Source organism: Amycolatopsis sp. NPDC004169 (genome assembly GCF_040610315.1).
GTDB lineage: Bacteria > Actinomycetota > Actinomycetes > Mycobacteriales > Pseudonocardiaceae > Amycolatopsis.
In genome coordinates this window covers 18,160-29,423 of record NZ_JBEXMD010000010.1, presented here as the reverse complement: position 1 = coordinate 29,423, position 11,264 = coordinate 18,160, and the positions used below count along the sequence as shown (strand labels likewise).

At 72.3% G+C, this 11,264-nt stretch carries 14 protein-coding genes; 6 read left to right on the top strand and 8 right to left on the bottom strand.

Features of this window, described 5'->3' with window-relative positions; translation table 11 throughout:
* Nucleotides 1–6 precede the first annotated feature (6 nt).
* The 5 genes from ABZX11_RS15825 to ABZX11_RS15805 form a co-directional block, all read right to left on the bottom strand.
* Complete coding sequence (locus tag ABZX11_RS15825; RefSeq protein ID WP_354913548.1) at nucleotides 7–531, bottom strand: shikimate kinase; 525 nt, start codon at nucleotides 529–531, stop codon at nucleotides 7–9.
* Complete coding sequence (aroC, locus tag ABZX11_RS15820; RefSeq protein WP_354913546.1) at nucleotides 528–1,715, bottom strand: chorismate synthase; 1,188 nt, start codon at nucleotides 1,713–1,715, stop codon at nucleotides 528–530. The genes ABZX11_RS15825 and aroC overlap by 4 nt, the downstream gene beginning before the upstream one ends.
* Nucleotides 1,716–2,353: 638 nt before the next feature.
* On the bottom strand, nucleotides 2,354–2,998 hold the full coding sequence (locus tag ABZX11_RS15815) for a zf-HC2 domain-containing protein (protein ID WP_176176218.1): 645 nt from the start codon (nucleotides 2,996–2,998) through the stop codon (nucleotides 2,354–2,356).
* Nucleotides 2,995–3,507, bottom strand: coding sequence for a sigma-70 family RNA polymerase sigma factor (locus tag ABZX11_RS15810; RefSeq protein ID WP_354913544.1), 513 nt, complete (start codon nucleotides 3,505–3,507; stop codon nucleotides 2,995–2,997). Before ABZX11_RS15810 ends, ABZX11_RS15815 begins: the two co-directional genes overlap by 4 nt.
* A 4-nt stretch (nucleotides 3,508–3,511) precedes the next feature.
* Nucleotides 3,512–3,880, bottom strand: coding sequence for a hypothetical protein (locus tag ABZX11_RS15805; protein WP_176176216.1), 369 nt, complete (start codon nucleotides 3,878–3,880; stop codon nucleotides 3,512–3,514).
* A 105-nt stretch (nucleotides 3,881–3,985) separates the two neighbouring features.
* Between ABZX11_RS15805 and ABZX11_RS15800 the strand changes: the two genes are divergently transcribed.
* Nucleotides 3,986–4,423: a Rieske (2Fe-2S) protein gene (locus tag ABZX11_RS15800; RefSeq protein WP_354913542.1), complete on the top strand. Its 438-nt coding sequence runs from the start codon at nucleotides 3,986–3,988 to the stop codon at nucleotides 4,421–4,423.
* Nucleotides 4,424–4,502: 79 nt separating this feature from the next.
* Here ABZX11_RS15800 and ABZX11_RS15795 read toward each other — a convergent pair whose 3' ends face one another.
* On the bottom strand, nucleotides 4,503–4,958 hold the full coding sequence (locus ABZX11_RS15795) for a PTS glucose transporter subunit IIA (RefSeq protein ID WP_176176214.1): 456 nt from the start codon (nucleotides 4,956–4,958) through the stop codon (nucleotides 4,503–4,505).
* On the bottom strand, nucleotides 4,955–5,194 hold the full coding sequence (locus tag ABZX11_RS15790; protein ID WP_167455364.1) for a PTS glucose/sucrose transporter subunit IIB: 240 nt from the start codon (nucleotides 5,192–5,194) through the stop codon (nucleotides 4,955–4,957). The genes ABZX11_RS15795 and ABZX11_RS15790 overlap by 4 nt, the downstream gene beginning before the upstream one ends.
* Nucleotides 5,195–5,436: 242 nt before the next feature.
* On the opposite strand from ABZX11_RS15790, the gene ABZX11_RS15785 reads away from it, so the two are divergent.
* From ABZX11_RS15785 to ABZX11_RS15765, 5 genes are all read left to right on the top strand, one after another.
* Nucleotides 5,437–6,225, top strand: a complete 789-nt coding sequence (locus ABZX11_RS15785; protein WP_354913540.1) for a GntR family transcriptional regulator — start codon at nucleotides 5,437–5,439, stop codon at nucleotides 6,223–6,225.
* Nucleotides 6,222–7,457 carry a PTS transporter subunit EIIC gene (locus ABZX11_RS15780; RefSeq protein WP_176176212.1) on the top strand — a complete coding sequence of 412 codons (1,236 nt, stop codon included), beginning with the start codon at nucleotides 6,222–6,224 and terminating at the stop codon, nucleotides 7,455–7,457. Before ABZX11_RS15785 ends, ABZX11_RS15780 begins: the two co-directional genes overlap by 4 nt.
* A 41-nt stretch (nucleotides 7,458–7,498) precedes the next feature.
* A complete protein-coding gene (locus tag ABZX11_RS15775) occupies nucleotides 7,499–7,765 on the top strand; it encodes an HPr family phosphocarrier protein (RefSeq protein ID WP_013224593.1) in 267 nt (88 codons plus the stop codon).
* A gap of 76 nt (nucleotides 7,766–7,841) precedes the next feature.
* Nucleotides 7,842–8,657: a serine hydrolase domain-containing protein gene (locus tag ABZX11_RS15770; RefSeq protein ID WP_354913537.1), complete on the top strand. Its 816-nt coding sequence runs from the start codon at nucleotides 7,842–7,844 to the stop codon at nucleotides 8,655–8,657.
* Nucleotides 8,654–10,132, top strand: coding sequence for an alpha/beta hydrolase (locus tag ABZX11_RS15765; protein ID WP_354913535.1), 1,479 nt, complete (start codon nucleotides 8,654–8,656; stop codon nucleotides 10,130–10,132). The genes ABZX11_RS15770 and ABZX11_RS15765 overlap by 4 nt, the downstream gene beginning before the upstream one ends.
* Nucleotides 10,133–10,331: 199 nt before the next feature.
* On the opposite strand, the gene ABZX11_RS15760 is transcribed toward ABZX11_RS15765, so the two are convergent.
* The gene (locus ABZX11_RS15760) at nucleotides 10,332–11,264 is read right to left on the bottom strand and encodes a D-2-hydroxyacid dehydrogenase family protein (protein WP_176176209.1); all 933 of its coding nucleotides are present in this window, start codon (nucleotides 11,262–11,264) and stop codon (nucleotides 10,332–10,334) included.

The window sequence follows — 11,264 nt, the reverse complement described above, 5'->3', positions numbered from 1 at the left end:
GGGAACTCACTCCTTGGCTTCGGCGGGAGCGGCGAGCTCCGCCACGAGGTGCGCGACGATCTCGGAGGGCGTCCGATCGTCGGTGACGATCTCGACGGTGGCGACCTCGCGGTAGACGGGCACTCGCTCGTCGAGCAGTTTCTTGAAGGTGGCGCGGGGGTTCACCCCGGCCAGCAGCGGCCGCGCGGAGGACAGCCCGGTGCGCTGCACCCCCGCCGCGAGGCCGACGTTGAGGAACACGACGGTGTGCTCGGCCAGCCGCGCCCGGGTGCCCGGGGTGAGCGGCGCACCGCCGCCCAGGGAGAGCACACCCTCGTGCTCGGCCAGCGCGGTGGCGACCGCTTCCTCTTCCAGCGCACGGAAAGCGGGCTCCCCGTCTTCCGCGAAGATGTCGGAGATGCTGCGCCCGGCGCGCGCGACGATGTCGTCATCGCTGTCCCGGAACGCGACGCCGAGCGCGACGGCCAGCAGCGGCCCGACCGTGCTCTTGCCCGAGCCCGGCGGCCCGACGACCACCGCGCGCGGACTCACCACCGCTCCTCGAGGGCCTTGAGGTACGCGTCGGCGTTGCGCTTGCTCTCGGCGAGCGAATCGCCGCCGAACTTCTCGAGCGCGGCGTCGGCGAGGACCAGCGCCACCACCGACTCGAGCACGACCCCGGCGCGGGGCACCGCGCAGACGTCCGAGCGCTGGTGGATGGCCACCGCCGGTTCGCCGGTCTTGACGTCCACTGTGGACAGTGCTTTCGGGACGGTCGAGATCGGCTTCATGGCCACCCGGACACGCAGCGGCTCGCCGTTGGTGATGCCGCCTTCCAAGCCGCCCGCGCGGTTGGACCGGCGGGTGACGCCGACCGGACCGGTGCCGCGGTCGATCTCGTCGTGGGCCTGGCTGCCCCAGCGACGGGCGGTGGTGAAGCCGTCACCGACCTCGACGCCCTTCATCGCCTGGACGCCCATCAGCGCGCCGGCCAGCCGCGCGTCGAGCCGGCGGTCCCAGTGGACGTGGGAGCCGAGGCCCGGCGGGAGGCCGTAGGCGAGCACCTCGATCACGCCTCCGACGGTGTCACCCGCCTTCCGGACGGCGTCGACCTCGGCGACCATCGCGTCGGTGCCCTCCTGGCTGAAGGCGCGCACTGGGCTCTCGTCGATGGCCGCCAGGTCCTCCGGCAGCGGGAGGGGACCCTCGGGCGCGTCGGCGCCGCCGATCGAGACGACGTGGCTGAGGATTTCGACGCCGAGCAACTGCTTGAGGAAGTTGCGCGCGACGGTGCCGAGCGCGGTCCGCGACGCCGTCTCGCGGGCGCTGGCGCGCTCGAGGACGGGACGGGCCTCCTCGAAGCCGTACTTCTGCATGCCGGGCAGGTCCGCGTGGCCGGGACGCGGGCGGGTGAGCGGTTCGTTGCGCGCGAGGCCTTCGAGGATCTGCGGGTCGACCGGGTCGGCCGCCATGACCTGCTCCCACTTGGGCCACTCGGCGTTCTCGATGTGGACCGCGACCGGGCCGCCCTGGGTGAGGCCGTGGCGGACGCCGCCGAGGAACTCGATGTGGTCGGTCTCGAAGCCCATCCGCGGGCTGCGGCCGAAGCCGAGACGGCGCCGGGCCAGCTGCTCGGTGACGTCGGCGGTGGTGACGGAGACGCCCGCGGGCATGCCTTCGAGCACGGCGGCCAGCGCGGGTCCGTGCGATTCACCTGCGGTGATCCAGCGCAACATGGGCTCAATCCTGTCACGGGCGCGGCGCGGGCCCGGAGATACCTCCGGTCATCCGCACCGGCGAAGAAGGCGAACGGCCGGAGAGCGGTGGCGGCGGTCACGCCGAGGACGGCCAGGACGGCGGCGCACGGCAGCAGGATCAGGGCCGGGGCGTGCTGCAGGGCGGCCGCGGTGGTGGTGGCGAAGATCGGAAAGGTCATGACTCCAGGCTGCTGCCGCGGGGTTGCGGACGGCAATCACCGGTTGTTGCGAACGGAGGATTCCGGACGCGTTCGGAGCGGATTCACTCCTGTGGGCGACTTCGGGCCGGGGATAGCGCACGTGCTTGGACGGCCGGCTCGCGTACCCGGAGAGTCGGCTCGCGTACCTGAAGGGTCGGCCCGCGTACCTGGAGGGTCGGATGGCGTATCGGGAAGGTCGGATGGCGTGATTGAAGACGGATCTCGCGTGATTGGGCGGGTATCTCGCGTGATTGGGCGGGCATCACTCGTGATTGGAGGGGCATCACCCGTGCCCGAGAGCGGGAACCGCGTGACTGGGGGCGGGAACCGCGTGACTGGGGGCGGGACTCGCGTGATGGGGAGCGGGAGTGGTGGGTGGCTCATCCGGGGCCCCCTGCGGCCCGGATGAGCCACCGGTCAGAGCGTCAGGCGGAGCAGGGGCTGGCCGGTCGCCAAGCGGATCTCCAGTGCCGCCAGGTCCGGCGTCCGCAGGGCCGTGCCGACCGACAGGCGGGCCGTGTTGTCCGGGAGGGCCTTCCAGGTGGCCAGTTCCGTCTCCGTCCCGGATCGCGAGATCGCCACCAGGAGGTACTCGCCGCCGCTGCGGCCGCCGGTGTAGCTGCACGACATGTCGACCTGGGTGCCCCAGTCGAACGCCGCCAGGCGGGCGTCCGCGCGGACCGGGAACTGCCCCAGGGCGGTCATCGCCACCGCAGGCGGCGGAGCGGGCACAGCAGGCGCCGAGGCCACCACGGCCAGCGCCACGCAGGCCGACACCGCCAGCGCGGCCGACGCGGACGTCACCGCGAGGCGGATCCGGCGGCCGCGCCGCACCCGGCGCAGCACCACCGGCAGCAGGTCCGGCGGGGGCGGCCCGGCGTCGGGCAGCGAGGCCGGCGTGTCCACCCTGGCCAGCAGCCCGGGCAGCCCCGCGAGCTCGCGGACCGACGACGCGCACCGGTCGCACGTGCGCAGGTGCTCCTCGAAGCGCTGCCGGTCCTCCGGGGCGAGCGCCCCCAGGACGTACGCGGCGTCGAACGTCGCGAACGGGTCTTCGCTCACTGGGTCACTCCCCTCTCTTCGAGCACCAGCCGGAGCGCGCGCAATGCGTAGTGCGTGCGCGACTTGACCGTCCCTTCGGCCACTCCCAGCTTCAGCGCCGCGTCTGCCACTGAATAGCCCTGGAAGTAACACAGCAGCAGCACCTCGCGGTGCCGTTCCGACAGCTCGGCCAGCGCCTCGGCGACCAGCCAGCCCTGCACCGCGCGGTCGGTGCCGTCGGCGACCACGCGGTCCGGCGGCCGGTCGGTCGGCACCTCCGACCGCGCGGACGCCGACCGCCAGCCGTCGATGGCGATCCGGCGGGCGACGGTGAACAGCCACGCGCGCGCCGAGCCCTGCGTCTGGTCCAGCACCGACGGCGACCGCCAGGCCCGCAGCAGCGTCTCCTGGACGACGTCCTCGGCCCGGATCCGGTCCCCCGACGTCAGGTGCAGGGCGTAGGACCACAACGCGGCCGCGTGCTCTTCGTGCAGCGCGCGCATGAGCGCCTCTTCGGCGACTTCTCCCACGAACTCAGGCCGCGACGCGGCGCCGGTCCTTCACGAACAGCAGCGCCAGCCCGCCCACGATGCAGACCGCCTCCGTGATGACGCCCCAGTACTCCGGCTGGCTGTTGAACTGGTCGTGGTTGCCGGCGAACCCGACCGTCGCGGCCAGCACGTACGCGCCGAGCGTCAGCGCCCCGAAGCCGAACGCACCCAGCGCGGGCAGCCAGTGCCGCCACGCCAGCACCGCGATCGCCAGCACCAGCCCGGCGATCGCGTCGAGCAGGAACAGCGGCCCGACGATGCCCGGGTAGTCCTCGGTCCACAGGAAGTAGTGCACTCCCGCCGAGCCCAGCAGCGCGGCCGCCACGACGATGCGCAGAACCCAACTCACCATGATCGTTCCTCCACTCCACACCCACTCCGCTACATACACGGAACAGGGGGCGATCCGGTTCACCGGGAATTGAACCGAACGGGGGGCCGTCCCGTTCATAAGGGCATGACAGCCGAACTGCACTCCCGCCGCACCGTCCTGTCCACCGGTGCCGCCGTCGCCGGTGCCGCCGTCGGCGCCGTCGCCCTCACCGCCTGCTCGTCGGAACCGAACGGCAAGTCGGGCACCGCGCAGGCCCCGATCGCCGCCGGGACACCGCTGGTCGCGCTCGCCGAAGTCCCGGTCGGGCAGGCCAAGGCGGCGAAGGCGCCGGACGGCTCCGACGTGATCGTGGCCCGGACGTCCGAGTCGGTCGCCGCCGCGTTCAGCGCGGTGTGCACGCACCAGGGCTGCACCGTCGCGCCGAAGGGGGCCGACCTGATCTGCCCGTGCCACGGTTCGGTGTTCAACGCCCTCACCGGCGAGGTCAAGCAGGGCCCGGCCAACAAGCCGCTGCCGTCGGTGCCGGTCAAGGTCGAAAACGGGAAGGTCGTCACCGGCTGACGAGCCGGACACGCGAACGGGCCCTGGTGGAGCGTCGTCCACCAGGGCCCGTTCGCGTCCGGGAGCGGGAAAGAGCGGCTCAGGCGTCCCAGGCGAACAGCCGGTCGCCGGCGGCGACGTCCCGCTCGGTGTCCAAACCGGACAAAACCTCCGCCGAGGCGTCCAGCGCGACGACCGGGACGATCGCCGAGTAGCCCGCCGCGGTCACCGCCTCCGGGTCCCAGCTGACGACCGGCTGCCCGGCGCGCACCTGCTCGCCCTTGACGACGTGCAGCGTGAAGCCCTCGCCCTTCTCCTTGACCGTGTCGATGCCCAGGTGGACCAGCACGGCCTTGCCGTCCTCGGTGGCGATGACGTAGGCGTGCGGGTGCAGGGTGGCCACCGTGCCGTCGACCGGCGCGACCGCGTCCGACCGGCCGCCGGAGGGCTGCACCGCGATGCCCGGGCCCACCATGGCCTGCGCGAACACCGGGTCGGGGACCTCGGTGATCGGCACCACGCGCCCGGCGACCGGGCTGAGGATGTCGAAGCTCACAGCAGGTCCTCGATGTCGCTGGCGATGGTGTCCGCCTCCGGCCCGACGATCACCTGCAGGGCCGTCGACCCCATCTTGACCACGCCCATCGCGCCGGCCTTCTTGAGCGCGCCCTCGTCGACGAGGCTCATGTCCTCGACTTCGCAGCGCAGCCGCGTGATGCAGCCTTCGACCTCGGTGAGATTGCCCGCGCCGCCGAGTGCCGCGAGGATCTTTTCCGGCCTGTCATCCGCCATCGCGGTCTCCTTGATCACTGTTTGTTCCCAACCTGACGCGAACCGCGTGTCCACCTGTACTACGCCGTTCGTCCGCTTGCACCCCGCCGCGGGCCACGAACGGATAACGGTGGTTGACACCCGTCCGCGCGGCGGAGCATCCTGCCCCATCAGATCATTGGTCTAGACCGGAACGTACCAATGTTCGGGGCCGGATGCGAGCACCGGCCCCCCGGTGCGAGAGAACGAGGAGGGTGACGCCGATGAGCGCGGCAGCGCACGTCCCGCCGCCCGACAAGGTTGTCAACGGGCCCACGCCCAAGCACGCCCAGCTGCGGGAAATCCTCCGCCGCACGGTGGAGCGCGAGCTCCCGCCGGGTGCGCCGATCCCGTCCGAACGCGAGCTGGCCCAGCGCTACGGCGTGTCGCGGCTCACGGTCCGGTCGGCGATCGGCAAGCTGGTCGAGGAGGGGCTGCTCGCCCGGGTCCGCGGCAAGGGCACGTTCACCGCCGCACGGCGGATGGAGCTGCAGCTCTACCTGATGTCGTTCACCGACGACATGCGGAGGCGGGGGCTGACCCCGACGACCGAGGTGGTCTCGGCGGCCACCGAGGTGCCGCCCACCGCCTCGGCACACGCCCTCGGCCTGGCCGAGGGCGCGTCCGCGCACCACCTGGTGCGCCTGCGCCACGCCGACGGCGTGCCACTGGCCGTCGAGCGCGGCTGGTACCACGCGGGCCGGGCTCCCGGCCTGCTCGGGCTCGACCTGACCCAGTCCATCTACGCGCAGCTGGCCGAGACGTACGGTGTGCGTCCCGACCAGGCGTGGCAGACGGTCTGGGCCGAAGGCGCGGACCGCGAGACCGCGCGGTTGCTCGGCATGCGTGCCGGCAGCCCGCTGCTCGTGTTCCGGCGGGTCTCCAGCGCCAACGGGGACCCCATCGAAGACATCACGTCCTGGTACCGGGGAGACCACTACCAGGTGACCATGCAGTTGGACCGGAACACCCCGGAACCCGGTCAACCACCCCACTATGGAGGATCCAGATGAGCTCCACCACCGCGGAGGGGGCGAAGAAGAGCGGCAGCGGTCTCGCCGGTCTTCAGCGCTTCGGCCGTAGCCTCATGCTCCCGATCGCCGTGCTCCCGGCGGCGGGCATCCTGCTCCGGCTCGGCCAGGACGACATGCTCGGCAAGGACGGCCTTGGCTGGAACAAGGTCGCTTCGGTGCTGGCCGCCGGTGGCGGCACGCTGTTCAACTGGCTGCCGCTGCTGTTCGCGGTCGGCATCGCCGTCGGCTTCGCCAAGAAGGGCGACGGCTCGACCGCCGTCGCGGCCGTCGTCGGCTTCTTCGTCTTCAGCGCCGTCGTCCAGGTGTTCGCACCGCTGAGCGACCTGCCCGGCTACAAGGCGGGCGCGACCGAACTCGCGCCGATCAAGTGGCCGTACTCGGTGCTCGCCGGTGTCGTGGTCGGCATCGTGGCGGCGCTGCTGTGGCAGAAGTACCACCGCATCAAGCTGCCCGCCTACCTGGCGTTCTTCGGTGGCCGCCGGTTCGTCCCGATCATCACCGCGGGCGTCATGGTGCTCCTCGGCGTGATCTTCGGCCTGGTCTTCCACTGGGTCAACAGCGGCATCGAGGCCGCCGGTGACGCGGTCACCGCCTCCCCGATCGTCGGTGGCGGCATCTACGGCGCGCTGAACCGCCTGCTCATCCCGGTCGGTCTGCACCAGCTGCTGAACGTCCCGGTCTGGTTCATCTTCGACGGCGGTGACATCAACAACTTCGTCGCGGGCAAGATGTCGGCGGGTGCCTTCACCACGGGCTTCTTCCCGATCTTCATGTTCGCGCTGCCCGCGGCCGCACTGGCCATCTGGCAGACGGCCCGCCCGGCGCAGAAGAAGGTCGTCGGCGGTGTGATGATCGCCGGCGCGCTGACCTCGTTCCTCACCGGTGTCACCGAGCCGATCGAGTTCTCGTTCATGTTCGTCGCGTGGCCGCTGTACCTGTTCCACGCGATCATGACCGGGACCTCGCTGGCGATCTGCAACGCGCTGGGCATCCACCAGAGCTTCAACTTCTCGGCCGGCGCGATCGACTACCTGCTCAACTTCGGTGCCCCGGCGGCGCAGAAGCCGTGGCTGCTGATCCCGATCGGTCTCGTCTACGCGGTGATCTACTACGTGGTGTTCCGCTTCGCGATCACCAAGTGGAACCTGCGCACCCCGGGCCGCGAGGACGACTCGATCGAGGCCGACCTCGACCGCACGGCCGCCGCGTAACATCCGTAACGACGGAGAACCTGTTTAGCGAGAGGACGAACATGCCGGAGAAACGCGTCGCCGTGGCCAGCAAGGTGGGGCTGCACGCCCGGCCGGCCGCGCTGGTGGCGAAGGCGGCCGCGGCGCAGCCCGTCGCGGTGCAGATCGCCAAGGCCGGCGGGAGCCCGGTGGCCGCCGGCAGCGTGCTCAACCTGATGACGCTGGCCGCCGGTTACGGCGACGAGGTCGTCATCAGCGCCGAGGGCGAGGGCGCCGAGGAGGCCGTGGAAGCGGTCGCCCAGCTGGTCGCCACCGACCTCGACGCCTGAGCGTCAACCCCCCGCGAAGGCCCCCGCACCGGTCCCCGACACCGGTGCGGAGGCCTTCGTTTCGTAGGGTGGCCCCATGGAGAGCGTGCGCCTGATCGACGAGTGGCCGGTGGACAACGCCGCGACGGCCGTGGTGACGGCGGACGGCCGCGTCGCCGGACGGCACGGCGACCCGGCGCGGGAGTTCCGGCTGGCCTCGGTGTCCAAGCCGCTGACGGCCTACACCGCCCTCATCGCGGTCGAAGAAGGCGTCGTCGAGCTCGACACCCCGGCCGGGCCCGAGGGGTCGACCGTGCGGCACCTGCTGGCCCACACCTCGGGGCTCGCCTTCGACGCGCACAAGGCGATGGCCGCGCCGGGCACCCGGCGCCTGTACTCCAACGCCGGGTTCGAGCAGCTGGCCGACGCCCTGGCCGAGCACTCCGGCATCCCCTTCGCGCAGTACCAGGCCGAGGCGCTGTTCGCCCCGCTCGGCATGACGTCGACCGTGCTGGACGGCTCGCCCGCGTCCGGCGCGGTGTCCACTGTGGACGACCTGGTCGCCTTCGCCGCCGAGTTGCAGGCCCCGAAGCTGCTGGACCCGGCCACCGTCGCCGAAGCGACGAGCGTGGTGTTCCCGGGACTGTCCGGCGTGCTGCCCGGCTTCGGGCACCAGAAGCCCAACGACTGGGGCCTCGGCTTCGAGATCCGCGACCACAAGAGCCCGCACTGGACGGGTGCGCACAGCTCGCCGCGGACGTTCGGCCACTTCGGCCAGTCGGGCACGTTCCTCTGGGTCGACCCGGACGCCGGCGCGGCCTGCATCGCCCTCACCGACCGCGCGTTCGGCCCGTGGGCCGCCGAGGTCTGGCCGCGCTACACCGACGCCGTCCTGGCGGAACTGGCCCCGTGAGACGGGTCTTTCTCGCCGCAGTCCTCCTCCTGCTCGCCGCCTGCAGCGCCCCCGCCGCCGCTCCCGCTCCGGCGGTGTCCCCGGCGGCGGCGCCGGACGCTCCCCCGGCGCTCGGCACGAACGGCGCCGCCGTCCCGGTGCTGCGGTGGGTGCCCTGTCACGGGCCGTTCCAGTGCGCGGGCGCGGCCGTTCCGCTGAGCTACCGCGAGCCGAAGGGCACCACGATCACCCTGTCGGTGATCCGGCTGCCTGCCGGCGACCCGGGACGGCGGCTCGGCTCGCTGTTCTTCAACTTCGGCGGCCCCGGCACGGACGGCGTCGGCGAGCTGACGCGGTTCGCCGCCCGCTACCCGCCCGAGCTGCGGGCCCGGTTCGACCTGGTGAGCTTCGACCCGCGCGGGATCGGCGGGTCGGCGCCGATCCGCTGCGCGAACGCGCAGCCGCCGGCCGGGTCGCCGGTACGGCAGCCGGAGGCGTACTTCGCCGCCGCGGCGGCGACCGGCAAGGCCTGCGCGGCCTCGGGCGCCCTGCTGAACCACCTCTCCACGGCGAACGTCGCCCGGGACATGGAGCTGCTGCGCCAGGCCGTCGGGGACACGTCCTTGAACTTCTACGGGTACTCCTACGGCACCTACTTGGGCGGCACGTACGCGAACCTGTTCGGAGACAGGGTCCGCGCGATGACCCTCGACGGCACGCTCGACCTCGTCGCGAACGCCACCGGCGAGCCGGGCCGGGAGCACGAGCCGGTGGACGTGCGGGCCGACGTCGCCGGTGCCCAGCAGCAGGAGCTGGACCGGTTCTTCGCGGTCTGCGCCGCCGCCGGGCCGAAGTGCGCGTTCTCCGCGGGCGACCCGAAACAGCGGTTCGCCGGGATCTTCGCCCACGCCTCCCGCGGCCCGGGCGTGGCCTCGCTGATGAAGACGGTCGGCAGCGCGCTCTACCAGTCCGGCCGGTGGAAGCGGCTCGCCCAGACCCTCGCCGCGATGCCGGCGGACCCCGGGCCCGCGGCGCCGGTGCTCGACCCGGCCGTGCCGACGCACTCCCCCGGCTTCCTGGCCGTCCAGTGCCTCGACAGCGACAACCCGCAGTCGCCCGCGGACTACGCCGCGCTCGCCGCCCGGGAAAGCGCGCGGCAGCCGTACTTCGGGCTGAGCGCGGTGTATTCGATGGCCCAGTGCGTCGGCTGGCCCGCCCGCGACGACGACCGCTACACCGGGCCGTGGAACCGGCCGCGGCCGGTTCCGGTCCTGGTGCTGAACAACCGGTTCGACCCGGCGACCCCGCTGGCCGACGCCGAGGCCACGGCGGCGGAACTGGGCGACGGCCGCGTGCTCGTCGTGGACGGCTACGGCCACACGTCGCTGGATGCCCCGAGCGCCTGCGCGTCGGCGGCCGTGGTGCGCTACCTGACCGAGCTCACCGTCCCGCCGCCGGGGACGACCTGCGCCCCGGACGCCGTCCCGTTCCCCTGACCGGTCGTGACCGGGAAACCGGTTCCCGGTGCGGTTTCTCACTCACGGCCAGCCGCGGCAGGCCGTTCAGCCGAACGGACCCGCGGGCAGGGTCCAAAGACCCTGCCACCGGCCGGGCCCGGGTGGTGTTCTGTAGGGGTGCAGGCCCGCCGCAGGGCCGGTGCGGGGACCTCGGGCCCCGGCGGGCCGCACACCTTCTTCACTCCATGACGCGGATCGGCGTCCCCGCCTGGTAGGCGGCGATGTCCTCGACCGCGTCGCCGTAGAAGATCTCGTAGACCTCCCGCGTGACGAAGCCGATGTGCGGCGTCAGGACCGCGTTGTCGAGTGTCCTCAGTGGATGGTCGGCGGGGAACGGCTCGGTGTCGTAGACGTCCAGCGCGGCGGCGCGGATCTCCTTGCGCCGCAACGCGTCCACCAACGCGGCTTCGTCGACGATCGGGCCGCGCGAGGTGTTCACCAGCAGCGCGGACGGCTTCATCGCGGCGAGCTCGGCCGCCCCGACCAGGCCGCGGGTGCGCTCGCCGAGGACCAGGTGGATCGACAGCACGTCCGACCGCGCGAACAGCTCCTCCTTGGAGACCGCGGTGACGCCGTGCGGTTCCGCCTTCTCCGGCGTCAGGTTCTGGCTCCAGGCGATGGTCTCCATCCCGAAGACCTGCCCGATCTTCGCCGCGCCGGCGCCGAGCCTGCCCAGGCCGAGCAGGCCGAGCGTCTTGCCGTGCAGCATGGTGCCGACACCGGTCTGCCAGCCGCCCTCGCGCATCGAGCGGAATTCCTGCGGCAGGTTCCGCGACGCGGCGAGGATCAGCGCCCAGGTGTGCTCGGCGGTCGGCTCCCCGATGTAGCCGGTGGCGGACACCACGACACCGTTGCGGCGCGCGGCCGCCACGTCGATGGCGGCGTTCCGCTTGCCCGTGCTGACCAGCAGCTTCAGGTCCGGGAGGGCGTCGAGCACCTCGGCCGGGAACCGGGTGCGCTCGCGCATCGCGACCACCGCTTCGAAGCCCTGCAGCTGCTTGACGACGTCGGTCAGGGGCTCGGTGAAGACCGTGATGTCGGCCTGCAGCGAGTTCCAGTCACCGAAGGTGAGGGCGACGTCCTGGTAGTCGTCGAGAATCGCGATCCGCAT

Coding starts and splice junctions, on each gene's coding strand:
- ABZX11_RS15775 (WP_013224593.1), top strand. CDS start 7,499: ATGCCGGAGAAACGCGTCGCCGTGGCCAGCAAGGTGGGGCTGCACGCC.
- ABZX11_RS15800 (WP_354913542.1), top strand. CDS start 3,986: ATGACAGCCGAACTGCACTCCCGCCGCACCGTCCTGTCCACCGGTGCC.
- ABZX11_RS15790 (WP_167455364.1), bottom strand. CDS start 5,194: ATGGCGGATGACAGGCCGGAAAAGATCCTCGCGGCACTCGGCGGCGCG.
- ABZX11_RS15805 (WP_176176216.1), bottom strand. CDS start 3,880: ATGGTGAGTTGGGTTCTGCGCATCGTCGTGGCGGCCGCGCTGCTGGGC.
- ABZX11_RS15770 (WP_354913537.1), top strand. CDS start 7,842: ATGGAGAGCGTGCGCCTGATCGACGAGTGGCCGGTGGACAACGCCGCG.
- aroC (WP_354913546.1), bottom strand. CDS start 1,715: ATGTTGCGCTGGATCACCGCAGGTGAATCGCACGGACCCGCGCTGGCC.
- ABZX11_RS15760 (WP_176176209.1), bottom strand. CDS start 11,264: ATGCGGATCGCGATTCTCGACGACTACCAGGACGTCGCCCTCACCTTC.
- ABZX11_RS15780 (WP_176176212.1), top strand. CDS start 6,222: ATGAGCTCCACCACCGCGGAGGGGGCGAAGAAGAGCGGCAGCGGTCTC.
- ABZX11_RS15785 (WP_354913540.1), top strand. CDS start 5,437: ATGAGCGCGGCAGCGCACGTCCCGCCGCCCGACAAGGTTGTCAACGGG.